Annotated in this window: 21 protein-coding genes and 1 pseudogene; 7 read left to right on the top strand and 15 right to left on the bottom strand. The window is 71.6% G+C overall.

Annotated elements, in window-relative coordinates; all coding sequences use genetic code 11:
• Positions 1-92 precede the first annotated feature (92 nt).
• Positions 93-1,151, bottom strand: a complete 1,059-nt coding sequence (locus tag ACNYS0_RS37555; RefSeq protein WP_422480437.1) for an SDR family NAD(P)-dependent oxidoreductase — start codon at positions 1,149-1,151, stop codon at positions 93-95.
• A gap of 200 nt (positions 1,152-1,351) precedes the next feature.
• On the opposite strand from ACNYS0_RS37555, the gene ACNYS0_RS37560 reads away from it, so the two are divergent.
• The gene (locus ACNYS0_RS37560) at positions 1,352-3,154 is read left to right on the top strand and encodes a flavin-containing monooxygenase (RefSeq protein WP_422480439.1); all 1,803 of its coding nucleotides are present in this window, start codon (positions 1,352-1,354) and stop codon (positions 3,152-3,154) included.
• Positions 3,155-3,249: 95 nt separating this feature from the next.
• On the opposite strand, the gene ACNYS0_RS37565 is transcribed toward ACNYS0_RS37560, so the two are convergent.
• From ACNYS0_RS37565 to ACNYS0_RS37595, 7 genes are all read right to left on the bottom strand, one after another.
• Positions 3,250-4,074, bottom strand: a complete 825-nt coding sequence (locus ACNYS0_RS37565) for a protein kinase domain-containing protein (protein WP_422480441.1) — start codon at positions 4,072-4,074, stop codon at positions 3,250-3,252.
• Between the two features lie 15 nt (positions 4,075-4,089).
• Positions 4,090-4,233, bottom strand: coding sequence for a hypothetical protein (locus ACNYS0_RS37570; RefSeq protein ID WP_422480443.1), 144 nt, complete (start codon positions 4,231-4,233; stop codon positions 4,090-4,092).
• A gap of 716 nt (positions 4,234-4,949) precedes the next feature.
• On the bottom strand, positions 4,950-5,777 hold the full coding sequence (locus ACNYS0_RS37575; RefSeq protein WP_422480445.1) for an endonuclease/exonuclease/phosphatase family protein: 828 nt from the start codon (positions 5,775-5,777) through the stop codon (positions 4,950-4,952).
• A gap of 59 nt (positions 5,778-5,836) precedes the next feature.
• Positions 5,837-6,703 (bottom strand): PaaX family transcriptional regulator, encoded by an 867-nt coding sequence (locus tag ACNYS0_RS37580; protein WP_422480447.1) that lies wholly within the window; start codon positions 6,701-6,703, stop codon positions 5,837-5,839.
• A 52-nt stretch (positions 6,704-6,755) separates the two neighbouring features.
• Positions 6,756-8,147: an alpha/beta hydrolase family protein gene (locus ACNYS0_RS37585; RefSeq protein ID WP_422480449.1), complete on the bottom strand. Its 1,392-nt coding sequence runs from the start codon at positions 8,145-8,147 to the stop codon at positions 6,756-6,758.
• Positions 8,144-9,460, bottom strand: a complete 1,317-nt coding sequence (locus tag ACNYS0_RS37590; protein ID WP_422480451.1) for an MFS transporter — start codon at positions 9,458-9,460, stop codon at positions 8,144-8,146. Before ACNYS0_RS37590 ends, ACNYS0_RS37585 begins: the two co-directional genes overlap by 4 nt.
• 149 nt (positions 9,461-9,609) lie before the next feature.
• Complete coding sequence (locus tag ACNYS0_RS37595; protein WP_385754492.1) at positions 9,610-10,062, bottom strand: Lrp/AsnC family transcriptional regulator; 453 nt, start codon at positions 10,060-10,062, stop codon at positions 9,610-9,612.
• A gap of 114 nt (positions 10,063-10,176) precedes the next feature.
• On the opposite strand from ACNYS0_RS37595, the gene ACNYS0_RS37600 reads away from it, so the two are divergent.
• The gene (locus ACNYS0_RS37600) at positions 10,177-10,791 is read left to right on the top strand and encodes a LysE family translocator (RefSeq protein WP_422480453.1); all 615 of its coding nucleotides are present in this window, start codon (positions 10,177-10,179) and stop codon (positions 10,789-10,791) included.
• A gap of 101 nt (positions 10,792-10,892) precedes the next feature.
• Positions 10,893-11,381: a GNAT family N-acetyltransferase gene (locus ACNYS0_RS37605; protein WP_422482876.1), complete on the top strand. Its 489-nt coding sequence runs from the start codon at positions 10,893-10,895 to the stop codon at positions 11,379-11,381.
• Here ACNYS0_RS37605 and ACNYS0_RS37610 read toward each other — a convergent pair.
• On the bottom strand, positions 11,341-12,522 hold the full coding sequence (locus tag ACNYS0_RS37610; RefSeq protein WP_426883769.1) for an acyl-CoA dehydrogenase family protein: 1,182 nt from the start codon (positions 12,520-12,522) through the stop codon (positions 11,341-11,343). The two genes, ACNYS0_RS37605 and ACNYS0_RS37610, sit on opposite strands and share 41 nt — an antisense overlap.
• A gap of 147 nt (positions 12,523-12,669) precedes the next feature.
• Here ACNYS0_RS37610 and ACNYS0_RS37615 point away from each other — a divergent pair, with 147 nt between their 5' ends.
• From ACNYS0_RS37615 to ACNYS0_RS37625, 3 genes are all read left to right on the top strand, one after another.
• The gene (locus ACNYS0_RS37615) at positions 12,670-13,884 is read left to right on the top strand and encodes a CaiB/BaiF CoA transferase family protein (protein WP_422480457.1); all 1,215 of its coding nucleotides are present in this window, start codon (positions 12,670-12,672) and stop codon (positions 13,882-13,884) included.
• Positions 13,885-13,941: 57 nt separating this feature from the next.
• Positions 13,942-14,613: a GntR family transcriptional regulator gene (locus ACNYS0_RS37620; protein WP_422480459.1), complete on the top strand. Its 672-nt coding sequence runs from the start codon at positions 13,942-13,944 to the stop codon at positions 14,611-14,613.
• Between the two features lie 178 nt (positions 14,614-14,791).
• A complete protein-coding gene (locus ACNYS0_RS37625) occupies positions 14,792-15,538 on the top strand; it encodes an SAM-dependent methyltransferase (RefSeq protein ID WP_422480461.1) in 747 nt (248 codons plus the stop codon).
• An 85-nt stretch (positions 15,539-15,623) separates the two neighbouring features.
• On the opposite strand, the gene ACNYS0_RS37630 is transcribed toward ACNYS0_RS37625, so the two are convergent.
• The 6 genes from ACNYS0_RS37630 to ACNYS0_RS37655 form a co-directional block, all read right to left on the bottom strand.
• Positions 15,624-16,904, bottom strand: a complete 1,281-nt coding sequence (locus ACNYS0_RS37630) for a YeeE/YedE family protein (protein ID WP_422480463.1) — start codon at positions 16,902-16,904, stop codon at positions 15,624-15,626.
• A gap of 296 nt (positions 16,905-17,200) precedes the next feature.
• Positions 17,201-18,286 (bottom strand): ABC transporter ATP-binding protein, encoded by a 1,086-nt coding sequence (locus tag ACNYS0_RS37635; protein ID WP_422480465.1) that lies wholly within the window; start codon positions 18,284-18,286, stop codon positions 17,201-17,203.
• Positions 18,283-19,113 carry a molybdate ABC transporter permease subunit gene (gene modB, locus ACNYS0_RS37640; protein ID WP_422480467.1) on the bottom strand — a complete coding sequence of 277 codons (831 nt, stop codon included), beginning with the start codon at positions 19,111-19,113 and terminating at the stop codon, positions 18,283-18,285. Before modB ends, ACNYS0_RS37635 begins: the two co-directional genes overlap by 4 nt.
• Positions 19,110-19,940, bottom strand: a complete 831-nt coding sequence (gene modA, locus ACNYS0_RS37645; protein WP_422480469.1) for a molybdate ABC transporter substrate-binding protein — start codon at positions 19,938-19,940, stop codon at positions 19,110-19,112. The genes modB and modA overlap by 4 nt, the downstream gene beginning before the upstream one ends.
• Positions 19,941-20,089: 149 nt before the next feature.
• Positions 20,090-20,485: a TOBE domain-containing protein gene (locus ACNYS0_RS37650; protein WP_422429451.1), complete on the bottom strand. Its 396-nt coding sequence runs from the start codon at positions 20,483-20,485 to the stop codon at positions 20,090-20,092.
• A gap of 73 nt (positions 20,486-20,558) precedes the next feature.
• Positions 20,559-21,203, bottom strand: coding sequence for a TOPRIM nucleotidyl transferase/hydrolase domain-containing protein (locus ACNYS0_RS37655; RefSeq protein WP_422482877.1), 645 nt, complete (start codon positions 21,201-21,203; stop codon positions 20,559-20,561).
• 283 nt (positions 21,204-21,486) lie between these two features.
• Here ACNYS0_RS37655 and ACNYS0_RS37660 point away from each other — a divergent pair.
• Positions 21,487-24,187: pseudogene (locus tag ACNYS0_RS37660) on the top strand (ATP-binding protein).
• Positions 24,188-24,259 lie beyond the last annotated feature (72 nt).

The following is a 24,259-nucleotide window of genomic DNA, read 5'->3' on the forward strand; positions in this document are numbered from 1 at the left end:
GGCGATTGAGCGGGTCTTTTCAAGCCCTGCGGCGATTGAGCAGCGGGGCCCGGGGCAGCGCCCCGCGACCCCGGCCACGGTGGGCCGAGTGATCACGCCACCGACCAACCCCCGTCCGACGGCAAAACGACCCCGTTGAGGTTCACCGCATCCCGGCTGAGCAGGAACGTGATGGACGCGGCCAGCTCCTCCGCCATCGCTAGACCGGGTATCGCCACCCGCATCTTCGCGGTGCGCACCGAACCGAAGGGCGCGCCCGCCGGGACCTGAATCCCCGTGGCGACGGCCCCCGGCGCGACCGCGTTGACCTGAACCCCCGTGCCCGCGTACTGGTACGCCGAGGAATTCGTCAGCCCGACGAGCGCATGCTTCGACGTCGTGTACGCGGCGCCGGCCGCCGAGCCGCGCAGCGCCGCCTCGGACACGATGTTCACGATCCGGCCGCCGCCCGCCGCGAGCATGCCCGGCACGACGGCGCGCATCAGGTACATGGGCCCGTCGACGTTGATGCGCATGACGCGCTCCCAGATCTCGTCGTCGACCTCGTGCACGGCGGCGTCGTCGTCCATCACGCCCGCGACGTTCGCCAGCGCGTCGACGCGCCCGCCCGCCGCGGCGAGCACGGTGTCGGCCGCCGTGGGCTCGGTGATGTCCGCGGTGACGGGCACGAGCGCGCCGCCCAACTCGGCCGCCACGTCAGCCAGTTTGTCGCCCGACACGTCCACGGCGACGACCCGCCCGCCCTCGCGCACGACACGCGAGGCGACGGCCCTGCCGATGCCGGAGGCGGCGCCGGTGACCACGACGGTCTGGCCGGCGAACCGTCCGGAGGTCAGCTGCTCGGTCCACGGCTCGGGGGTGCCGATCTCGACGCCGAGATCCGGAGCCGAGGACGTGGGCGCGGCCGGGGGAGCGGTGGGCAGGCCCTCGGGGACCTCGCCGGTCTCGGCCGCTGTCACGAGCACGTCCACCAGCTCGGCGGGGAACTTGCCGCCCGACATCTTCACGAGCTGCTCCAGCGGCAGGCCGAGCGCGGGGGCCAGGGCCTCCTCGCTCTGCCCCTGGGAGACCAGCATGCCGCGCAGGATCTGCCCGGCGGCGGGGTCGGCGAGCCAGTCGCGCAGCGGGGAGGCGGGGGTGAGGTTCGACATCGAGGGCCTTTCGAGTCGGGATGCGTCGGGGGGTGTCGGGGTGGACCGGGAAGCGGCGGGTCACATCGGGGTCGGACCGCACCGATCCCGTACCGGACAATGCTGTCCGGTTGTTGGGTTACGGTACCCGTGACGATGCGGAAGTCCCAGCGAGGGCTTCCCTCCGCCGTATGTCCCCCCCCACGAGAGGAAGCCGTCGCATGACCCTGCCGCAGTGCGCCACGCCCCCCACCCCGCAGGAGACGGCGGAGCTGCGCGAGCGCTACCGCGCCGAACGCGAGCGCCGCGTCCGCCCCGATGCGACGGCCCAATACCGTTCCACCACCGCGGAGTTCGGCTACTTCGCCGCCGACCCGTACGCGGGCGAGATCCCCGAGCGCGCGCCGCTGCGCGACACGGTGGACGTCGCGGTCGTCGGCGGCGGGTTCGGCGGCATCCTGGCGGGCGCGCGGATGCGGCAGCAGGGCGTGGCGAAGGTCCGGGTGATCGAGCAGGGCGGCGACTTCGGCGGCACCTGGTACTGGAACCGCTACCCCGGCATCCACTGCGACATCGAGGCGCACGTCTACCTGCCGATGCTGGACGAGACCGGCTACGTACCCGAGTGGAAGTACGCGCCGGGCGACGAGATCCGACGCCACGCGGTGCGCATGGCCGAGCACTTCGACCTGTACGAGGACGCGCTTTTCTCGACGGCGGTCACCGCCCTGACGTGGGACGAGGCGGCACACCAATGGCTTGTCGCGACGGACAGGGGCGACGAGTTCCACGCCACGTACGTCGTCACCGCGACCGGCACCCTGTCCGAGCCCAAGCTGCCCGGAATCCCCGGCATCGAGGACTTCAAGGGCCACACCTTCCACACCTCGCGCTGGGACTACGGCTACACGGGTGGCGGCCCGGACGGCGGCATGACGGGCCTCGCGGACAAGCGGGTCGGCGTGGTGGGCACGGGCGCCACGGGGGTCCAGGCCATCCCCAAACTGGCCGAGGACGCACGGCAGTTGTACGTCTTCCAGCGCACACCGTCCGCCGTCGACACGCGCGGGCAGCGCCGCATGACGCCGCAGGACGTCGGCGCGGACAGGCCCGGCTGGGCGCGCGAACGCCGCGAGAACTTCCTTCGGATCGTGTCAGGCGAAGACGCGGAGGAGGACCTGGTCGCCGACCGCTGGACGGAATCAGCGGCCCTCCTCGAGAAACTCCTCCCCAGCTTCCGCCGCGACGGCGAACCTGACTTCGAGGCGGCGTACGAGGCCGCCGACCACGCCACGATGAACCAGATCCGCGACCGCGTCGCCGCGGAGGTCGCCGACCCGGCCACCGCCGAGGCCCTCAAGCCCTGGTACCGCTACGCCTGCAAGCGCCCGACGTTCTCCGACCTGTACCTCCCTGCCTTCAACCGCGAGAACGTCACGCTGGTCGACACCGCGGACACTCACGGCATCGAGCGCATGACGGAACGCGGGGTGGTCGTCGGCGGGGTCGAGTACGAGATCGACTGCCTGATCTTCGCGACGGGCTTCTCGGTAGGCGTCTCCGGAGTCACGTCAGGGAAGCTGCCCGTGACGGGCCGGGGTGGCACTCAACTCCTGGACTCCCTGGCCAAGTTCGGCCCCCGCACGCTGCACGGCTTCACTTTCCCCGGCTTCCCCAACCTGATCCAACTGGGCCCGATGCAGAACTCCGCCAGCGTCAACTTCAGCCACATCCTGGACGAACAGGCGGTCCACGCCGCGGCTTTGGTCGCCGCGGCGGAGCGCGAAGACGCACTCCTGGAACCAACCCGGGAAGCGGTCGCCGCCTGGCGCGCGACCTGCGCGGAGGGCGCCCCCAACCACGAGTGGTTCCACGCCGAATGCACCCCCGGCTACTACAACCGCGAGGGCCGCGGCCGCCCCAACGGCCCGAACGCCTACCCCCACGGCGCGGTCGCCTTCCACGAACTCCTGCGGAAGTGGCGGGAGGAGAGGGTGGGGGAGGTGCTGCGGAGGAAGGGGTGACGTGACGCCTTCCGGCCCGCCCTACAGCGTCTGCGGCCCCGAATCCATCAGCGGATTCGGGGCCGCGCTGCTTCTTGCCTACCTGCCGCCGGCCGTCAGAGCATCTCCCGCATGGCCTCGATGACCTCGTGGAGGGTGGGGCGTTCGGTCGGCTTGTAGGCGAGCATCTGCTCGACCAGCTCGCCGAACGGCCCCTCGATGTTCACTGGTCTCCGGTTTCCCTCGACGACGGCCCGGCGCTGTTCATCCCTGGGAGCGTCGTCGGGGTAGATGAGGGCACGCCGTTGCCGGGCGGCCATCAGCAGGCTCGCGCCGAGACCGTAGACGTCGCTCGCTTGGGTCGGTGATGCCTGCCCTTCTTCGAGTACCTGTCTCGACAGTTCGGGAGCCTCGTAGTGGACGAGGCAGCCCCGGTGCGGAAATTCGACCTCCTCGGGGATGGGCTTGCCCTGGGCCAGGGCGAGGTCGATGAGGTGGGTGCGCGAAGGGCCGATCAGGAAGTGCATCGGCTGTACGTCACCGTGCGCCCAGCCTTCAGCGTGGAGGCTGGCGAGAGCGCGGGCACATTCCAGGGCCGTCACCACGCTGGGCGCCGAGCCGTCCACGCGATGCCTCTCCCAGAGCTGTTGCAGATCGGGGCCCTCGTGCCACGGCTGGATGCACCATGTGCCCTTCTCCCAGCTGCCGCTGGGCACCGGGGCGCCCAGGCGGTAGAGGACGGCGGCTTCCCGGCCGGGCGCGAGCGCGGTCCACGGCCGGCCGGCGTGTTCGTTGGTCGCGGCGGTGGGGTACCCCAGCTTGACCGCGTAGCGAGCCATGCCGGTCCGGACGTCCCACAGTGTCGAGCCGCGCCGGTTGGCGACGGGTGTGGCCTCGACGATGGGAGGAAGCGCGTTCGTGATCTGGTCGGGAAGCTGCACGGAGGTGCGGTCCTTTCAGATGCCGTAGTCACGATCGTCGTCCGAGTCGCTCGCGACACCCATGTGGACCAGATGGCCGATCGCCCAAGGCGCGAGCCCCGCGTACAAGGTGATGCTTGACTCGACGGAGTGGAACTCTGTTTCACTGGCGCGCTGCACGAGGTGAAGGCATGGCAGCAGACAACGCGACGAGTATCTCTGAAGGCTTGGTTGTTTCAGTGCTTTCGGCTGTCATTGTCTCGGTACTCGGAGTCGCGAACCTCTGGTTCCAGGAGTGGCGGGCGCGACGGAATGAGCAGGCCAGACGCCGACAGCTGCTTGACGAAGCCCGGGCATATGTCGGATTTCTAACCGAGTGGATTGACGCCCGTGCAATGATCGCCCCGGGCGTTAACATCGTCTCTGCACAAGCACAGGCGGCAATAGTCCTGGATCAGCAACTACGCGACATTCACGCATCGTTCACTGTCACGCGCGCCCCGCAGCGTACTCCGCTCTGGACTCAGTTCAGGAGGCTCCTGCTGCTGTACCCTCTGCACTCCGTCGTCGGGTCGTTGGTGCGACTGGTGTTCTATCTGGTTGTAGTCATCGTGTTCAGTGTGACTCCCGGTCTCCTCCTCGACAGGCGAAGTGCCTGGGGAGACAGGGTTGGCGCGTCAGCGCTGCTGATCGTGACAGGTGGTGGCCTCCTCTATGGACTGTGGCGCCTGGCTAATCGGTTCTCACCGCGAGCAAGGGTGCTCAGCCGCACTGAAGGGGGTACGAATTCGTAACCACCTGAGCCGTTCGACTCATCCCTGGTCCGTTCCAGATCGTAAGGGGAATTAAGGGGACGCCGGGGAACCAGCCGGCGGGAGTTCGAAACGGCACAGGATCTAGGGCCTCCGTACCGGCTCCAGGTCAGCCCGGAACGAATGGTGGTCCGAGTACTCGCTCGGGTGGACCGCGTGGCGGCGCGGTTCGAAGCCGCGCAAGAAGATGTAGTCGAACTTGCTGGACCAGTCCGTGGTTGTCTCGCAGGCCGCGTCGGCCGCCGGGTGGCAGTCGGGGTCCGCGTCCTTTACCAAGGACCACATCGGGGCGAGCTCAGGAGCGTCCGGGGTCGCGTTGAAGTCGCCCAGGGCGATGGTGCGTTCGTGGTGGGCGGCCACCGACTTGGCGAGGAAGGTGATCTGGTTCTCGCGGAACGGCGCTTGTTGGCGTTGTGCGAGGTGGGTGTTGAAGATGCGGGCCGGGCGGCCGCCCACCGTCGTCGTCACCGCCAGGTAGCCGCGGTCCTCGGAGCCGCCGTCGGGGTACTCGACAGTGACGGGATCTGTGAGCGGCGTCGCCGAGAGGATGGCCTGGCCGAAGCCGCCCGGTCGCCACGGGAGGCCCCCGCAGCGGCTCCAGTTGCGCAGTACCGAGCCGTACTCGACGTGGTAGGTCAGGCCGTAGAAGGTCTTCAGGTAGGCGCGGATTTCCTCGACGTCGCGGACGCAGGCCTCCTGGAGGCCGATGACCTGTGGGGCGTACGTCGCGATGTCCGCCGCCCGGCCGAGGTTCTGGGTGCTGCCGCAGGGGTTGCAGATGTTCCACGTCATGACGCGGTTCGGAACGATCTCCTTCGCGGCGCCGACCGGCAGCGGGAGGGGTTCTGAGACGAGTGCGCCGCTGGGCGTGCTCGGGCCGATGAGTGCCACGCAGATCGCCGCTACGGCCACTGCCGCCCACCGTCTGCCCCGAACGAACACCGGCACCGCACCTCCTCAGAGGGATCCTGTCATCGCACCGTCGTCGTCTGGAGCAGTTCGCGGGCCATTTCCCGCGCGGGCGCCTCGGTTTGTTCGGCGATGCGGCGGAACGTCTCCTGGGCGCGGCGGGCCGGCCAGTCGTGCGGGAGGTGGCAGGACGGCAGCCGGGGGTCGGCCCGGATGGTGTCGAGCCACTCGCTGACGAGTCGCAGGCGGGTGCCGAGGGGGTCGGCGGACCCAGCGCCCACACGACCGCTCGGTCCGTCGCTCCACCGCTCCTCGAAGGACCGGTAGCGGGCCGCGATGCTCTCCAGGTCCCAGGTGTCGCGGATCATCTCCTCGATGTCCGTGGCCACCCCGGCCTCCCCGTGGAAGACCTTGACGTTCTTGGCGAGGTCGAGTTCCGCGACCACCGCCGATACGTCGACCTGCCCCGGCGCGATCCACAACCCGCTGTACAGCGTGCCGAACCCGGACCAGGCGAGGCGCGAACGCAGCTCGTGGCGCTGACGCTTCCAGGCGTCGGGGAGGGAGAAGGCGAGCAGGGTCCAGGTGCCGTCCCAGTCGTCGTTGACCGCGCCCTGTTTCCAGACCCGGGCACCGCCGTCGTACAGCACCCGCTTCGCCTGCTCCGTCAGACCGAAGTGCATGCGGCGGCCCTCGCGACGGCGCTCCAGCAGACCCCGGTTGACCATCCGGGTCAGCGTCGAGCGCACGGCCTGTTCGCCGACGCCGACCCGGCCGAGCACCTCGATGATGCTGCCCGAGTACACGTACAAGTCCCCGGCCTCCAGCACGTGGTTGCCGAAGAAGGCGAGCAGGAGCGACTGCGGGCGGGGTTGCGAGATGTCCGCCGCGTCGCTGGTCGGGTCGTCGTCGATGCCGGTGTCCTTCACGGCGCCAAGACTACGGGCGCCCACCGACAACGCGGCGGGCGCCCGTTCCCGATCACCGGCCATCGGCGGGATGCGCACGGTCGTACGGCCGGAGGTACTCGGTGGGGTGGTACGTGGCGTAGCGAGCAGGGTCGGCGGGGTTCGCCTTCGCGGCGCGCGCGTTGAGGGAGGCCGCGTCCGTGCCGTGCCATGCCCCGGTCGCGATGCGGTCCTCCAGCGTGTGCAGGGCGGCGAGTTGTTCCGCCGCGCTGAACGTGCAGTGCCCGGCGTTGTCGGTGTAGGCCTGCCGCAGCCGGGAGGAGGACCCGGCGGCGGTGACGGCGCGGCGCAGCGCGCTCTCCGTCTGTACGGGGACGAGCGGGTCGCCGGTGGTGTGCACGTCGAACTGCGGCTTGGCGAGCTTGCCGGTGAACGTGCTGGTGCGGCGCATCCAGGACACCGCGTCCGGGTCCGCGGTGATGCGCGGCGCCCGGTCGAGGGCGGCGAGGTCGGCGCGCAGGGAGAGCCCGGCCTTGCGGTACAGCTCGTCGACCTCCTTGCGCACGGAGGAGCGGGCGAGCAGCCGGGCGTAGTCGACACCGGTGTTCCAGGACGTGTTGCCGCCGGAGCGTGCCTCGGAGTCCTGGCGCCGGTTGAAGGCCGCCACCTTCAGGAGGCCCTTGACGGCCGTGTACTGGTTGGCCTGTTGGGCGTTCCAGTCGTCCGGCGCGGGGCGCGCCTGCGACTCCTGGTTCCAGCCGGGGATGTTGTGCAGGGCGGCGGCGAGCGCGATGCGGGCGCGCCCGGCGGGGGAGGCCTGCGCCTTGTCGACGGCGGCCACCATGGTGTCCGCCGCGCGCGTGGCCGTCCGCTGGTCCGGCAGGTTGACCAGGGGGACGTCGGAGCCCGGCGCGAGGAGGGTCTTGAGGGCGAAGACGGGGTCGAGCGTGTTGTTCCAGTTGGCGACGCCGCCGTGGACGAGGCCGCACAGGGAGAGCGAGCCGTCGATGCGCCCGGGGTGCCGCTCGGCGATCGCGGTGGTGACCATCCCGCCGTAACTGCGGCCCCAGGCGACGGTGCGCCGGGCCGCGCCGAACCGCTCCGTGAACGCCGACAGGGTCGCGAGCTGGTCGTCGACCGCACCCGGCATCGCCCAGCCCGTGGTCGCGTAGGAGGAGCCGATCAGGGCGTATCCCTGCTTCAGGAGAAGGGACTTGGTGGCGTCGTCCGGGGCGTTCTCGGCCGGGTTGGGCGTGCCGACGTCGTTGTAGCCGTGGCTGAAGAGCAGGACCGTGCCGTTCCAGGTGGCGGGTACGTCCATCACGTACGCGGCACCGGAGGCCAGAGCGCCCTCCACATGGCTGCTGTTCGGAGAGGCCGCGAGGGCCGGAGCGGGCAGCGCGGTGGCGGCAAGCGCGAGCACCGCGGCGCAGGCGATACGAGTCCGGGAACCGGGTGCTCTCATGCGGAGGCCTCCTTGGCGGGGGTGGCGGGCCGGTCGGTGGTGTGGGCGAGGGTGTCCTTGCCGGTCTCGCGGACGAACCACAGCGAGACCGCGGTGATCAGCGAACCGCCGCACATCAGCAGGGCGATGGGCGTGCCGTTGCCACTGCCTGCCACCAGCGCTCCGGCGATCATCGGAGAGAAGCCCGCGCCGATCAGAGTGGCGCCCTGGTAGCCGAGCGAAGCGCCGGTGTAGCGCACGCGCGTGCCGAACATTTCGCTGAACAGGGCGCCCAGGGGGCCGTACATCATCGACTGCGCGATGCCGTGCCCCAGCACCACGGCCAGGATCAGCAGTCCGGGCGAGCCGGTGTCCACGAGCGCGAGGACGGGGAAGGCGAGCGCCGCCGAGACGAGGGCGCCGGCGAGGACGACCGGGCGGCGGCCGATCCGGTCCGAGAGCGCCGAGGCGCAGGGCAGCACGACCAGCGCGACCGACGAGGACACCGTGAGCGCGGTGAGCGCCTGCGGGCGCGCGTAGCCGATGCCGGTGGCGTAGGAGATCAGGTAACTGGTCAGCAGGGACTGCGTGGTGAAGGCCCCGATGCCGACGCAGCACGCCAGCAGGACGGGGCGCGGGCGGCGCAGTACGTCCAGGATCGGCAGCCGGGCCGTGCCGCGCTCCTGCTTCACCTCGGCGAACAGCGGGCTCTCGACGACCTTCAGCCGTACGAACAGGCCGACGCCGAGCAGCACCACGCTCAGCAGGAACGGCACCCGCCAGCCCCACGACATGAACTCTTCTTTAGGAAGAGTGACGACGAGGGCGACCACGGCGGCGGACAGCAGGGAGCCGAGCGGCGCCCCCAACTGCGTGAAGCTGGACCACAGTCCGCGCCGCCGGGCTCCCGCGTGCTCGACCACCATGAGCGTGGCGCCGCCCCACTCGCCGCCGATGGCGATGCCCTGCACGACGCGCAGCGTGATCAGCAGCAGCGGCGCCCAGACGCCTACGGTGTCGTACGTCGGCAGCAGCCCGATGAGGAAGCTGGCGCCGCCCATCAGGCCCATCGTGAGCAGCAGCATCGACTTGCGGCCGAGCCGGTCGCCGAAGTGCCCGAAGACGATGCCGCCGAGCGGGCGGGCGACGTATCCGGCGGCGAAGGTGCCGAACGCGGCGATGGTGCCGACGGCCGGGTCGGCGCCGGGGAAGAACAGCTCACCGAAGGCGACGGCGGCGACGGTGCCGTAGACGAGGAAGTCGTAGAACTCGACGGCGGTCCCGAGCAGCCCGGAGAGGGCAACTCGTCTTAGTTGTTTGGTGCGTTGGGACATCGCGGGCTCCCTGGGGCGGGGGAAGGGTGCCCGTGAATGTATGCGTGTTGGTTACTGCGGTCAATAAAGTGCACAACATCAGGAGTGGGTGAACCGGTGAGCGGGTGGGTCGCCGGTCCGGCGGGTCAGTGAGTCAGTGAGTCAGTGAGTCAGTCCGGCAGTGGGCGGTTCGTCACGACGTTCTTCATCACCAGCGTGGAGTTGAGGCGCTGCACCCCCGGAAGGCGTGCGAGCTGCTGGTCGTACAGCTGTTGAAAGGCGGTCAGGTCGGCGGCGGCCACCCGCAGCAGATAGTCCGGATCGCCGAACAGGCGCTGCGCCTGGAGCACATGTGGCACCGCCGCCACCGCCTCCTCGAACGAGGCGACGGTGTCCCGGTCCTCCCAGCCCAGGGTCACGAAGACCAGCGCCTCGAAGTCCAGGCCGAGGGCGGACGGGTCGACGACGGCGCGGTAGCCGCGGATGGCCCCCGAACGTTCCAGGTCACGCAGCCGCCGGTGGCACGGCGAGACGCTCAGCTTCACTCGGGCGGCCAGCTCGGTGATGGTGAGACGGCCGTCCATCTGTAGCTCGGTAAGAATTTTCCGGTCCATGGCGTCCATGGGGAAGATTCTCCCTCATCTCTGCCGGTAGTGGAGTAAAGAAGGGAACACCTTCGGGCGGAATCCGCCTAGCCTTCCTCGCGTACAACTGCACGTGAGAGGGATCGACGACACATGGACACGACCACGCTGGCGGCATTTCTGGCCGTGGACCTTCTGCTGGTGTTCACACCGGGCGCGGACTGGGCCTACGCGATCTCGGCCGGACTGCGGGACCGCTCGGTCGTCCCGGCGGTGGCCGGGCTGATAACCGGCTACGTGGGATACACGCTGCTCGCCGTCGCGGGCCTGGCGGTGCTCGTGGCGAGTTCGGCGACCCTGCTCACGGCGCTGACCGTCGCCGGGGCCTGCTACCTGGTGTGGCTCGGCTGCAACGTGCTGCGGCAGCCCGCCGTGCTGACCGCCGCCGAGGAGCCCGTCGGAGCCTCCCGCCGCCAGGTCATGCTCAAGGGCATCGGCATCAGCGGCCTCAACCCCAAGGCGCTGCTGCTGTACCTCTCCCTCTTCCCGCAGTTCATCCACCCGGCGACGGGCTGGCCGGTGGCCGTGCAGACCGGGGTGCTCGGCACCCTCCACATGACCGCCTGCGCCGTCGTCTACCTCGGCGTCGGCGTGCTGGCGCGCACCGTCCTGAAGACGCGGCCCACGGCGGCCCGGGCCGTGACACGGGTGTCCGGGGTCATGATGATCGCGATCGGTGGTTTCCTGTTGGCGGAGCAACTTGCCTAGGCGGCGGGCCTGTTGCCCCGATGCCCTGCTGTTTTGCCGCAACCGGAGTGCGAGGAGTGTGCGTGAACGAGGTGTCCGCCTTCACCACCGGCCGGCTGGCCATGGTGCCGTTGCGCGTCGAGCACGCCGAGGAGATGGCCGAGGTGCTCGCCGACCCGGCGCTGCACACCTTCATCGGCGGGGCGCCGGACACGGTCGGTGAACTGCGGGCGCGCTATCGGAGGATGCTCGCGGGCTCACCGGACCCGGACGTCGCCTGGCTCAACTGGGTGGTCCAACTCCGGGTCGAGGAGCGCCTGGTGGGCACGGTGCAGGCCACGGTCGGCGGGGACCGCGTCGCGGAGATCGCGTGGGTCGTGGGCACGCCGTGGCAGGGGCGGGGGATCGCCACCGAGGCCGCGCGGGCGCTCGTCGCATGGCTCGGGGAGCGGGGCGTCGGGACGTTCGTCGCGCACATCCACCCCGAGCACCACGCCTCCGCCGCCGTCGCCACCGCCTGCGGGCTGGCGCCCACGGACGAGTGGCACGACGGCGAGGTGACGTGGGAACTCAGCGGAAGGCCGGAAGCCCCGTCAGGGTCTTGCCGATGACCAGCGAGTGGACCTCGCTCGTGCCCTCGTAGGTCAGCACCGACTCCAGGTTGTTGGCGTGCCGCAGCACCGGGTATTCGAGGGTGATGCCGTTCGCGCCGAGGATCGTGCGGCACTCGCGGGCGATCTTGATGGCCTCGCGCACGTTGTTGAGCTTGCCGACGCTGATCTGCTCCGGCGTGCCGCGGCCCTCGTCCTTGAGCCGGCCGAGACGCAGCGCGAGCAGCATGCCCTTGTCGAGTTCGAGGGTCATGTCGGCGAGCTTCTGCTGGGTGAGCTGGTACGAGGCCAGGGGGCGCTCGAAGACCGTGCGGTCACCGGCGTAGGAGATCGCCGCCTCCAGGCAGTCGCGGGCGGCGCCGATCGCGCCGAACACGATCCCGAAGCGGGCCTCGTTGAGGCAGCCGAGCGGGCCCGACAGGCCGCGCGCGTTCGGCAGCATCGCGTCGGCGGGCAGGCGTACGTCCTCCAGGACCAGCTCGCTGGTGACGCTGGCGCGCAGCGAGAGCTTGCGCTTGATCTCCGGCGCGGAGAAGCCGGGGGTGTCGGTCGGCACGACGAAGCCGCGCACACCCTCCTCGGTGCGGGCCCAGACGACGGCGACGTCCGCCACCGAACCGTTGGTGATCCACATCTTGGTGCCGTTGAGGACCCAGTCCGAACCGTCGCGCTTGGCGTTCGTACGCATCGAGCCGGGGTCGGAGCCCGCGTCGGGCTCGGTGAGGCCGAAGCAGCCGATCTTCTCGCCCGCCGCCATGCCCGGCAGCCACTGCTGCTTCTGCTCCTCGGAGCCGTACTTCCAGATCGCGTACATCGCGAGCGAACCCTGTACGGAGACGAGGCTGCGCAGGCCCGAGTCGACCGCCTCCAGCTCCATGCAGGCGAGCCCGTACGAGACGGCGCTGGTGCCCGCGCAGCCGTAGCCCTCCAGGTGCATGCCGAGGACGCCGAGGCCGCCCAGCTCGCGGGCGAGCTCGCGGGCGGGGATGGCGCCGGCCTCGAACCACTCGGCCACCTTCGGGCGCAGCTCGCGCTCGCCCATGGTGCGCACGGTGTCGCGGATGGCGCGCTCCTCGTCGCTCAGCATGCCGTCGATGTCGACAAGGTCGAAGGGGTGGAGGGGAGTTGAGGACGACGGCATCGCGGGCTCCTTGGCTGCTGACAAGTGCATGAGGTAACGCTAGGGTGCGGATATCGGATTTTGGATCCAACTTCTTCAGGTCCTCGGATCGTAGCCGCACGCCCACCGCTTGCCAAGGTTCCACCAAGGTTCCACAAGGAGAGCCGTATGCCGGCCACAAGGCCCGTCGCCCAGGGAGCCCTCTCGGGGCTCGTCGTCGCCGACTTCGGCCGGGTCCTCGCGGCCCCGTACCTCACGATGCTCCTCGCCGACCTCGGCGCGGAGGTCATCAAGGTCGAGCGCCCGGGAGCCGGCGACGAGACCCGTTCCTGGGGTCCGCCGTTCGCCGACGGCGAGGCCACCTACTTCCTCGGCGTCAACCGCAACAAGCGCTCCGTCGCCCTCGACCTCACCGAGGAGTCCGGCCGTGAGGCAGCCCGCGCCATCGCCGCCCGCGCCGACGTCCTCGTCGAGAACTTCCGGCCCGGCACCATGGACAGGCTCGGCCTCGGCTACGAGGAGCTGAGCGCGCTCAACCCGGGCCTCGTGTACTGCTCGGTCACCGGGTTCGGCACCGCCGAGGGCGCCGCGCTGCCCGGCTACGACCTCCTCGTACAGGCCATGGGCGGACTGATGAGCGTCACCGGGGAGCCCGGCGGCCAGGGCACCAAGGCGGGTGTCGCGCTCGTCGACGTCATCACGGGGATGCACGCGGGGCTCGGCGTCATGGCGGCGCTGCGCTACCGCGAGCGCACCGGCGAGGGGCAGAGGGTCGAGGTCTCCCTGCTCACCTCGCTGCTCTCCGCGCTCACCAACCAGGCCTCCGCCCATGTCGCCGGGGGAGTGGTGCCCCACGCGATGGGCAACAAGCACCCCAGCATCGCCCCGTACGAGGTGTTGGACGCCAAGGACCGGCCGCTGGCGCTCGCCGTCGGCAACGACCGGCAGTTCGGCTCGCTGTGCGCCGAGCTGGGGGTGCCCGCGCTCGCCGACGACCCGCGCTTCGCGAGCAACACCGCGCGCGTGGCGCACCGCGACGAACTCCTCGCCGAACTCACGGAACGGCTTCGCGAGCGCGGGGCCGACGAGTGGTTCGAGACGCTGACCGCCGTCGGCGTGCCCTGCGGCCCGATCAACGACCTGGGCGAGGCCTTCGCCTTCGCGGAACGGCTCGGCCTCGCCCCCCGCGTCGACATCGACGACCCGAACCGCGAGACCCCCGCTGCCCAGGTCGCCAACCCGATCCGGCTCAGCGCGGCCCCCGCCGCGTACGTCACGGCTCCGCCGCGCCTCGGCGAGCACACCGAGCAGATCCTCGCCGAGCTGGGGCTCTCGGGGATTTCCGCCGCAGGTGAGGCGGGCGATGTCAGTGACGCTCCGTAGGATGGGCGCCGTTCACCACGTGCTGCCGACGCCCGGCAGAGAGGACAAGGAGCCGCCATGACCACGCCCGCGAGCAGGCGGCGGCCCCCCACGGCGCAGCAGTTCGTCCTCGAGGAGCTGCGCCGCGCCATCACCAGCGGTGAGATCAAGCCGGGCATGCCGATCCGGCAGGACGCCCTCGCCGAACGGCTGGGCGTGAGCCGGGTGCCACTGCGCGAGGCGCTCAAGACGCTGGAGGGCCAGTCCCTCGTCGTCCACCACGCGCACCGCGGCTACTTCGTGGCCGAGCTGTCCCTGGCCGAGCTGCGCGAGGTGTACCGCATCCGGGAGATCCTGGAGGCCGAGGCCGTACGCGAGGCGGTGCGCGCGGGCGGCGCCGTCCTCGACGCCCTGGAGGAGGCCCAGGAGGAGGTGGAGGCGCAGGCCGCCGCCGCGGACGTCGCGGCGATGGCGGACGCCAACCGCAGATTCCACTTCGTCCTCTTCGAGGCGTCCGGCATGCACCGCCTGGTGGGCCTCATCGCCACCCTGTGGGACGCCACCGACGCCTACCGCTCCCTCTACTACGCGGACTCGGTCAGCCGCGAGCACGTCCTCGTCGAACACCGGGCGGTGCTCGACGCGCTGCGCGAGGGGCGCACGGAGGACGCGGTGCGGCTGCTGGACGGGCACCGCGAGCATGCGGTGGCGGCGTTGGAGGGGCTGCTCGGCGAGGGGGCAGGCGCGTAATTCGGTGGAGCCGCGGAGCCGGAGTGCCTACGGTGACCGGGTTCGCGATCCACGCGTTCCAGATGTTCCGGACGATCCAATGAGGTGTGCTTGATGACGGTCCGAGCTACGGCGGTCGACTCCGGTCGACTGTCCTTCGCGGAAGTCCTGACCTCATCGAACGTAAGGAACACCCCTCGTGGATCTGCCACGCATCTTCAGCATTCGCGAACGTAGCCACCGCATCCACAACCCGTTCACCCCGGGCAAGCTCGCCGACCTGGGACGGGCGCTGCGCCTGGCGCCCGGGACCCGCGTGCTCGACCTCGCCAGCGGTTCGGGCGAGATGCTGTGCACCTGGGCCCGCGACCATCAGGTCACCGGGACCGGAGTGGACATCAGCACGGTGTTCACCGAGGAGGCCCGCGCCCGCGCCGCCGAACTCGGTGTCGCCGACCGGGTCTCCTTCGTCCACGGCGACGCCTGCGGGCATGTCGCGGACGAGCCGGTCGATCTCGCCGCGTGCGTCGGCGCGACCTGGATCGGGAACGGCGTGCCCGGCACCGTCGACCTCCTCGCCCAGAGCCTGCGCCCCGGCGGCCTGATGCTCATCGGCGAGCCGTACTGGCGCCGCGAGGTGCCGGACGAGGAGACCGCCAAGGCCTGCCATGCCACCACCAAGGACGACTTCCTGCCGCTGCCGGAGCTGATCGAGAGCTTCGGCGACCTCGGGTACGACGTCGTGGAAATGGTGCTGGCCGACCAGGACAGCTGGGACCGGTACCAGGCGGCGCAGTGGCTCAACATGCGCCGCTGGCTCGACGAGAACCCCGGTGACGAACTGGCCGCCGAGGTACGGGCCGAGCTCACCACCGAGCCCGCCCGCTACACGCGCTACCAGCGCGAACATCTCGGCTGGGGAGTCTTCGCCCTGATGGCGCGCTGACGCACGTACGAAAGCGGGTCCAGGGGAGCACGCTCCCCTGGACCCGCTTTCCTCTTGCTGACTGTTTTCTGACGGTCCTACGGGATCAGCAGACGCTGTCCGACGGCTTCGGGTTGCCGAGGCCGAACAGCGGGCGCAGCCGCAGACCCGCCCACGTGCCGAGGATGGCGACGGCGCCCCAGATCCAGCCGTGCAGCGAACCGGAGACGATGCCCGCGAGGTACGCGCCGATGTTGCAGCCGCCCGCGAGGCGCGCGCCGATGCCCATCAGGATGCCGCCGAGGACCGCGGCGACGGCCGTACGGGCGGGGATGCCCCGGTGCAGCTTCCACACGCCGCCCGCCGCGGCGGCGACCGCCGCGCCGACCATGATGCCGATGTCGGTCAGGCTCGTCTTGTCGGCGAGGACCGGGCCCGCCAACTGCTCGGCGCTGCCGGGCTGCTGCCAGAACGCCCAGGTCTCGGGGGACCCGCCGAGCGCGCCCACCACCTTCGAGCCCCACAGCGAGAACGCGCTGGTCACGCCCCACGCGCCGCCGGACACGAGCAGCACGCCCGCGCCGAGCACGGCGAGCACGACCGCGCCCGCCGCCAGCGGCCAGGAGCCCCGGACCGTACGCAGCAGGGTGCCCTTCGCCGACGGCGGGGTGCCGACCGGCGGGGGATTGCGGCGGGCCTGCACGGCGCGCGCGACGAACCAGATGGCGGCGAGCACGACGATGGTGATCGCCCAGGAGCCGAACCAGCCGACGTGGTCGGACAGCAGGTACGGGTCGAGCGCGGGCAGATCGCCCCAGAGCCCGAACTGCCACGCGGCGAGGGTCGAACCGACGATGAACCCGAAGAGCGTGAGCACGATCGAGGTCTGCCCCGAGCCGACGGCGAACAGGGTTCCGGAGGCGCAGGCGCCACCGAGCTGCATGCCGACCGCGAAGACGAACGAGCCGACGATGAGCCCGATGCCGATCGGCCCGGCGCTCGGCGCGGGCACCGAACCGAACAGCCCGGTGCCGGTGCCGATGATCAGCGCGAAGAGCGTCGCCGTGCTGCCGAGCAGCAGGGTGTGCGCCCGCAGCCCGGTGCCGTTGCCGACGGCCACGAGCTGCCGCCAGGCGGAGGTGAAACCGAACCGCGAGTGGAACAGCGCGAAGCCGAGCCCGAGGCCGAGCAGCAGCAGGACGCCCGGCTTGGCGCCGTGCTGCACGAACACGTAGACGGCGAGCGCCGCGCCGATGATCCCGGAGCCGACGAGCGGCCCCCACCGGGTGGGCGGCGCGGCCTCGGCGACCGGGGCGGGCGAGGAGGTCGGGGAGGGGGTGAGCAGGGCGACGCGCGGCGGCGCCCCGGCGGGGGGAGCGGTGGTCACGGCAGATCTCCGGCAGGTGGAGTGGGAGTTGTTCGGGCGCGGTGGGAGAACGTCAGCGACGACAGAGCGCGTCGTCGACACTCCACGTCGTGGCCGCGAAGAGCGCGAGAGCCAGGTGACGAGCGGGTCCGAACATGTGCGCCACTTTAGGCTCCGCCGGGGGACCGGTGGAGGGTGTCTCATATTTCGGGCGGGCGGTCTCGTGTGATGGCCCATGTCCGGTGGTCCGGGGCTCGGGATGCGGGGCGCTGCCCCGGACCCCGCTGGCTCTCGTCCGAAAGGCGGGGCTGGAGTGGCTACGCCGGATACGCATGCGTCTGCGTCGCCTTCACCGTCGCCCACACCTCCGCCCCGAGGTGCAGCCCCAGCTCCGCCGCCGCCACCGTCGTGAGATCCGCGGCCAGCGGAAGCTCGCCGGACAGGGCCGCGCGGATCTGGTCGCCGTGTGTCTCCATGCCGCTCACCTCGCAGCGCCACAGGTTGCGCGCGCTGGAGCCCGTGGGCCGCTCCCGGTGCAAGGTCACCGCGCTCGGCGGGAACGCGACGAAGACCGGGCCGGACAGGTGCTCCGTCGTCGTGATCGCGGGTCCGTCCTCGTCCACGTGGACGGTGTGGCCCTCCGCCCGGCCCCGGTACAGGTTCAGGCCGACGAGTTGTGCGATGTAGTCCGTGCGCGGGCGGCGTGCGACGTCCGACGGTGCGCCCTCCTGGACGACGCTGCCGTGCTCGATGACGACGAGCCGGTCGGCGAGCACCATCGCGTCCAGCGGGTCGTGCGTGACCAGGACCGCGACCGCCTCGAACTCGGCGAGGTGGCGGCGGAGTTGGGCCCGTACGTCCAGGCGGGTGCGGGCGTCGAGCGCGGCGAGCGGCTCGTCGAGGAGCAGCAGCCGCGGCTGAGTGGCGAGGGCGCGGGCGAGTGCGACGCGCTGGGCCTGGCCGCCGGACAGGCGGCGCGGCTTCGCTCCGGCGTGCTCCGCGAGGCCCATCCGGTCGAGCCAGCCCTGCGCCCGCGTACGGGACTCGGCCTTCGTGGCGCCCTGGCAGCGCGGCCCGAAGGCCACGTTGTCGAGCGCGGTCAGGTGCGGAAAGAGGAGGTAGTCCTGGAACACCACGCCCACCGGGCGGGACTCGGGCGGCGTACCGTCGAGCGCCGCTCCGTCCAGCGTCAAGTGCCCGGCGTCCAGCGGTGTCAGGCCCGCCAGGGCGCGCAGCGCGGTCGTCTTCCCTGCCCCGTTCGGGCCGAGCAGCGCGACGACGTCACCGGGTTCGGCGGTGAGCGCGACGTCGAGCCGGAAGTCGCCGCGGTCCACGACGAGGTGGGCGTCGAGGCCGGCCCCCGTCACGTCCTTGGGGGCCACCGTCTTCTGAAGGTCGGTCATGAGGCGGTCATCCAGCGGTCGCGCAGCCCTGCGAGGACCGTGATCGACACGGCCAGCAGCACCAGGCTGAGGGAGATCGCCGCCGCCGGATCGCTCTGCATGGCGAGGTAGACGGCGAGCGGCATGGTCTGGGTGCGGCCGGGGAAGTTGCCGGCGAAGGTGATCGTCGCGCCGAACTCGCCGAGCGCCCGCGCCCACGCGAGCACCGCGCCGGCCGCGATACCGGGTGCGATCAGCGGCAGTGTCACCCGCCGGAACGCGGTGAACCGGGAGGCGCCGAGTGTCGTCGCCGCCTCCTCGTAGCGCGGGTCGGCCGCCCGCAGCGTGCCCTCGACGCTGATCACGAGGAACGGCATCGCCACGAACGCCTCCGCGATCACGACACCCGTCGTGGTGAACGGCAGCGTGATCCCGAACCACTGGTCCAGGTACTGCCCGACGACACCGTTCCTGCCGAGCGCCGTGAGCAGCGCGACGCCGCCCACCACGGGCGGCAGCACCAGCGGCAGCGTCACCAGGGCTCGCACGAGACCGCGCCCCGGGAACTCCGTACGTGCCAGCAGCCACGCCAGCGGCACCCCGAGCACCAGGCTCACCAGCGTCGCCAACGTGGCGCACACCAGTGACAGTTGGAGCGCCTGCCACACCTCGGGACTGGTCAGCTGCTCGGGCAGCTGCGCCCACGGGGCCCGTACGAGCAGTGCGACCAGCGGCACCACGAGGAACGCCAGGCCCACGAGCGCGGGTACCAGCAGGGGCAGCGGAGGGATGCGGCCACGGCGCCGCCGCGACCCGCCCTCCACGGTGTCCTGTGCCGCCACGGTCACGGCTTCAGGAACCCGGCATCGGTCAGCGCCTTCTGCCCGTCGGCCGACTTGACCAGCTCGATGAACGCCTTGCCCGCCGCGGCGTTCGGCGCCTTCTTCAGCGGGGCGATCGGGTAGTCGTTGATGGCGTCCTTGGACTCGGGGAATTCCACGCCCTCCACCTTGTCACCCGCCGCGTGCACATCGGTCTTGTACACGACCGCCGCGTCCGCCTCCTTCAGCTCCACCTTCGTCAGGGCGCTCTTCACGTCCTGCTCGTACGAGACCGGGGTGAGCTTGAGGCTGCTCGCGGCGAGGGCGGTCTGCGCGGCGGCACCGCACGGCACCTCCTTCGCACACAGCACGACCTTCTCGCCGGGCTTCGTGAGGTCCTTCAAAGAGGACACCTTGTGCGGGTTGCCGGGGAGGGTGGCGATCTCCAGCTGGTTGCGGACGAAGGTGCTCGGCGTGCCCTCGGCGTCACCGGCGTCGGTCACCGTCTTCATCGTCTTCGGGCTCGCGGCCGCGAACACATCGGCGGGTGCGCCGCCGGTGATGCCCGCGGCGAGGCTGTCGCTGCCGCCGAAGTTGAAGGTGACCTTGGTCCCGGGGTGCTCCTTCTCGAACTGCTTGCCCAGCTTCGTGAAGCTCTCCTTGAGGGAGGCGGCGGCGAACACGTTCACCGTCCCGGACAGCTTCTTGCCGCCGGAGCCGCCGCTGGAGGGGGAACCGGACGAGTCCGTGTCGGACGATCCGCACGCGCTGAGCGTCAGCACGGCCACCGCCCCGATGCCGGTCACCTGGAGCATGCGGCGGGTGGTGGTCCTGCGCGCGGAACGGGTTGTCACGGTTCAGCTCCCCTGCTGTGTCCTGGAACGCTTACGGCGACCATACTGCCGCACCTGCCAGGCGGAAGTCCCCTGTGGGTTCGCATGATCCCGGCAGGGGGGCGGTATGGGGGTGCATGTGCGTTCGTACGGGCGCGGCAGGGGAGAGGTCAGGTGCGGTCGACATGGACATTCGTCGACTTCACGCGGGCCGTGGCCTCCATGCCGACCTCCAGGCCGAGCTCCTCCACCGCCTCCCGCGTGAGCAGCGAGACCAGCCGGTGCGGCCCCGCCTGGATCTCCACCTGGGCGGCGACGTCGCCGAGCTTCACGGCGGTGACGATGCCGGGGAACGCGTTGCGAACCGAGGTGTACGAGGGGTGGTCGTCGGCGTCGTCGCCCGCGGCCAGTTCCACGGAGAACGCCGCGAGATCCTTGCCCTGGACGACCCGGCGCCCGCTCGCGTCGCGCTCCGTGGTGATCCGCCCGGCGTCCGCCCACCGCCGCGCGGTGTCGGGGCTGACGCCGAGCAGCCGTGCGGCCTGGCCGATTGTGTAGGACTGCATGCGGCAAAGATTAACTTCGGCCGCCGCGCGGGGATCTCCCGGCGCACCTGCCGTGGGCGGCGCCGTGCGACTCCTACAACTGCGCGAACAGCTCCTCCAAGGGCGCGGGCACGCGCCCGGCGTCACAGGCCGCCTCCGTCAGCAGCCGCCCGTAGCGGATCTTGCGGCCCGCCTTGGTGCCGAGAAAGCGGCGCAGGCGGCGGTGCGTGGTCCTGTCCTGCTGGGCGGGCTGGCGGGCGAAGGTCTGCCAGGGGTGCCACTCGCCGGCCTCCCGGATCAGCTCCTCGACGCGGACGACGCCGAGCGCGCGGATGAACTCGTCCTCCAGATCCGCGACGCACACGAAGACGGCGTCCGTGTCCGTGTCCGTGCCTGTGTCCGTGCCTGTGCCTGTGTTCGTGTCCGTCCCCAGCGCCCGGTCGTAGTACCGCCGCTCGCGCTCGTCGCACAGCCCGGTCAGTCGCAGCCCCAGCCCGGTCGGTCCGAGCAGCCGGGCGTACCGGCCGACGTTCATCGCGCCGCCCATGGACACGACGCACACGCCCTCGGCGGCGAGGTCGCGCCCGCGCCGCTCGGCGAGCGCGTCGACCGCGGCGGCATCGCTCAGCCCTTCGAGGAGTACCGCGCGGCGCACCCGCAGGCTCCCGGACAACGCGCGCGCCTGCTCGCCGGGGCCACCCGCGGCCCATTCGGTGACCGCCTCGTGGAACGCCTTCATGCCCGCTGTGTCCGTCGTCTCCGTCACGCGCTCAATCCTCTGCTGGAAGGGCCGGGAGTCCAACCGAGTATCACGGCGAGGAGGAAACTCGGTCGAACCGCTCCCGCGCCGCACCGCGCCGGTACTAGCCTCGAAGTCCGTTCAAAACGCCCATGGGTGCCATGGGCGCATACCGCGGGTCGTTTCTCCGGGCACGTACCGCGGCCCGTACAAGCCCACGCAAGCCCGTACAAGCCCACGCAAGCCCGGACAGGCCCATATAGGGCGACCCCCAGGGACCCGCATGGACGCCTCACCACCAGGACCCCGTCTCTTCGAGCGCGACCTCGAAATGGCCGCCGCGACACGGGCGTTGGACGCCCTGTGCGGTGCGCGGCGCACCGGCGGTGTCGTCGTCTACCGGGGTGAGGCGGGCGTCGGGAAGACCGCCCTGCTCACCCGGATCGCGGACGCCGCCCGCACCCGCTGCACCGTGTACGCGGCCCGGTCCGGCGAGTCCACCACGCATCAGCCCTTCCACCTCGTGCGACACCTGCTCGGCCCCGCGCTCGGCCCGGCCGCGCCACGGGCCGCGTACGGTCCCGCCCTCGACGTCGCGGGGCCCGCCCTCGGCCTCGCCGCGCCCGGCTCCCGCCCCGCCGACCCGCAAGGCGTTCGCGACGCGCTCGACACCCTCCTCGCCGAACTGGCCCGCGAGCGGATCGCCGCCCCGGACGGACCGAGGCCCCTCGTGCTGCTCGCCGACGACGCCCACTGGGCCGACGGCGAGAGCCTCACCTGGCTCGCCTCACTGGCGCCGCGCCTCGCCGGACTGCCGGTCCTGCTCGTCGTCGCACACCGCCCCGAGGAACTCGCGGACACCTCGCGCGAGGCCGCGGGGAACCTCGCCGCGCTCGCCGGCGCCGCCCGCCTGCACGTCACCCTCCAGTCCCTCACCCAGGAGGCCACCGGCGACCTGGTCCGGGGCGTGCTCGGTGAAACGGCCGACGACGTGTTCTGCCGCGAGGTGTGGGCGGTGACCACCGGAAACCCGTACGAGGCCGTGGAGTTGCTCGCCAAGTGCAGCGCCCGCGGGCTCGCCCCGACGCAGGACGCCGCCCCGGTGCTGCGCGCCTTCGGCACCACCGCACGCGGCGGCGGCATCGTGGCCCGGCTCGGCGAACTCGACCCGGACTGCAACCGGTTGGCGTGGGCCGCGGCGGTCCTCGGCACCGACATCACGTTCGCCTCCGCGGCCGGCCTCGCGGGCCTGCCGTCGGAGCGGGCCACCCGGTGCGTACAACTGCTGCGCGAGGCCCGCATCCTGGCGCCCGACGGGGCGCCGGGCGGCCCGCGCCCGCCCGCCTTCGGCGAGGTCCTCGACCCCTCCGAGCCGCTCGACTTCCAGCACCCGCTCGTCGGCACCGCCGTCTACCGCAGCGTGCCGCCCGCCACCCGCACCGCCCTGCACGGCCAGGCCGCCTGGTCGCTGACCCGCCGCGGTCACGGACCCGCGGCGATCTCCCGGCACCTCCTGGAGGTGCACCCCGACGACGACCACGAGGCGGTCCGCCTGCTGCGCGCGGCCGCCGTCGAACACCTCGCCGTCGGCGCGCCCGAAGCGGCCCGCCGCTGCCTGGAGCGCGCCCTGCGCGAACCGCCGTCCGTCGTCGACCGCGCCCAGGTGCTCTACGAACTCGGCTGCGCCTGCCTGCTCTCCTCGCCCGCCACCACCGTTCAAGCACCTGCGCGCCGCCCTCCAACTGCCCGGCCTGACACAGCAGTTGCGCATCGACGCCACCTTGCGCCTCGCCCAGGCCCTCGCGCACGGCAACGCCATGCGGGACGCGGCGCGCTGCGTCGCCGACGCGGCCGCCGTCACCCCGGCAGGCACCCAGCAACTGCGGCTGCTGGCCGCCCGGTTCATGTACGAGGCGTTCCTCGCCGAGGAGGACGAAGGTCCCGCACGCTCCGAGCAACTCGTCCTGCTCGCCGACGCGTTGCCCGGCGCCGACAACGCCGAGCGCGCCCTGCTGACCCTGCGCGCTTTCGACGCGATGCTGCGCGGCGAGCCCGCCGACCACATCTCGGACCTGTGCGACCGAGTCCTCGTCGACGGCCGGCTCCCGCCCGGCCTCGGCTGGACCGACACAGAGTGGGGCTTCGAGATCCCCGCCCTGCTCGGCATCACGCTCGCCTACATCGATCGGCTGCACGACGCGGAGGGTCTGTTCGGCGAGGCGTTGCGCACCTTCGAGCTCGGCGGCTGGAGCGGCGCCCACCTGGCGTTCGCGCACATCCTGTGCGGAGCCGTCGAGCGCAGGCGCGGCCGTCTCGTGGAGGCCGAGGCGTACCTGCGCGAAGGGCTGCGGCTCGCGGGGCGGATCGGCGACCGGGCCACCGTCCAGTGGGACGCGCTCTGCCTGCTGATCGACACCCTGCTCGCCCGCGGTCACGTCGACAAGGCCCACCAGCTCGCCGACGACCACGGGTTCTGCCCGCCCTACCCGGACGCCCTGATCCTCCCCGACGCCCGCTCGGTCCGCGCTCGCCTGCTGCTCGCGCTCGGCCGCACCAAGGAGGCCAAAGCCGAACTCGAGGGCACGGCCGCCTCGACGACGAAACGCGGCCGCCGCAACGTGCAATGGGCGCCCTGGCCCTACGACCTCGCGGACCTGGTCGCCGTCGACGAACCCGACCGCGCCGCCGGCCTGCTCGCCGACGCGCGGCACTGCGCGCGCGTGCTCGGCACCCACAGCGCCGTCGGCGAGTCCCTGCGCCGCGCGGCCGCCGCGGCACCACCGGAACAGGCACGCGCCCTGCTCACGGAGGCGGTCCGGGAACTCGCCGCGTCCCCGGCGGCGTACGAGGAGGCCGCCGCCCGCCTCGACCTGGCCGAGACCACGACCGACCCCCACCAGGCCCGCCGCGCCCTCACCCTCGCGGAAACCTGCGGGGCCGACGGCTTGGCGGAACGGGCGCGGATGCTGCTGGGGACGGTCTAGGTGCAATGACCACGAGCGTCGCCGCTCTTGAAGGCGTCGTTCCCCCGCGGCAATGTCTCGCCGAACGCCTGG

This window comes from Streptomyces anthophorae (assembly GCF_049310305.1).
Taxonomy (GTDB): domain Bacteria; phylum Actinomycetota; class Actinomycetes; order Streptomycetales; family Streptomycetaceae; genus Streptomyces.

Bases quoted from the DNA above. Each gene is read 5' to 3' on its own strand.
- ACNYS0_RS37595 (WP_385754492.1), bottom strand. From the start codon at position 10,062: ATGGACGCCATGGACCGGAAAATTCTTACCGAGCTACAGATGGACGGC.
- ACNYS0_RS37650 (WP_422429451.1), bottom strand. From the start codon at position 20,485: ATGCAGTCCTACACAATCGGCCAGGCCGCACGGCTGCTCGGCGTCAGC.
- ACNYS0_RS37555 (WP_422480437.1), bottom strand. From the start codon at position 1,151: ATGTCGAACCTCACCCCCGCCTCCCCGCTGCGCGACTGGCTCGCCGAC.
- ACNYS0_RS37585 (WP_422480449.1), bottom strand. From the start codon at position 8,147: ATGAGAGCACCCGGTTCCCGGACTCGTATCGCCTGCGCCGCGGTGCTC.
- ACNYS0_RS37635 (WP_422480465.1), bottom strand. From the start codon at position 18,286: ATGACCGACCTTCAGAAGACGGTGGCCCCCAAGGACGTGACGGGGGCC.
- ACNYS0_RS37655 (WP_422482877.1), bottom strand. From the start codon at position 21,203: ATGAAGGCGTTCCACGAGGCGGTCACCGAATGGGCCGCGGGTGGCCCC.
- ACNYS0_RS37615 (WP_422480457.1), top strand. From the start codon at position 12,670: ATGCCGGCCACAAGGCCCGTCGCCCAGGGAGCCCTCTCGGGGCTCGTC.
- ACNYS0_RS37560 (WP_422480439.1), top strand. From the start codon at position 1,352: ATGACCCTGCCGCAGTGCGCCACGCCCCCCACCCCGCAGGAGACGGCG.
- ACNYS0_RS37620 (WP_422480459.1), top strand. From the start codon at position 13,942: ATGACCACGCCCGCGAGCAGGCGGCGGCCCCCCACGGCGCAGCAGTTC.
- ACNYS0_RS37605 (WP_422482876.1), top strand. From the start codon at position 10,893: ATGGTGCCGTTGCGCGTCGAGCACGCCGAGGAGATGGCCGAGGTGCTC.
- ACNYS0_RS37610 (WP_426883769.1), bottom strand. From the start codon at position 12,522: ATGCCGTCGTCCTCAACTCCCCTCCACCCCTTCGACCTTGTCGACATC.
- ACNYS0_RS37600 (WP_422480453.1), top strand. From the start codon at position 10,177: ATGGACACGACCACGCTGGCGGCATTTCTGGCCGTGGACCTTCTGCTG.
- ACNYS0_RS37590 (WP_422480451.1), bottom strand. From the start codon at position 9,460: ATGTCCCAACGCACCAAACAACTAAGACGAGTTGCCCTCTCCGGGCTG.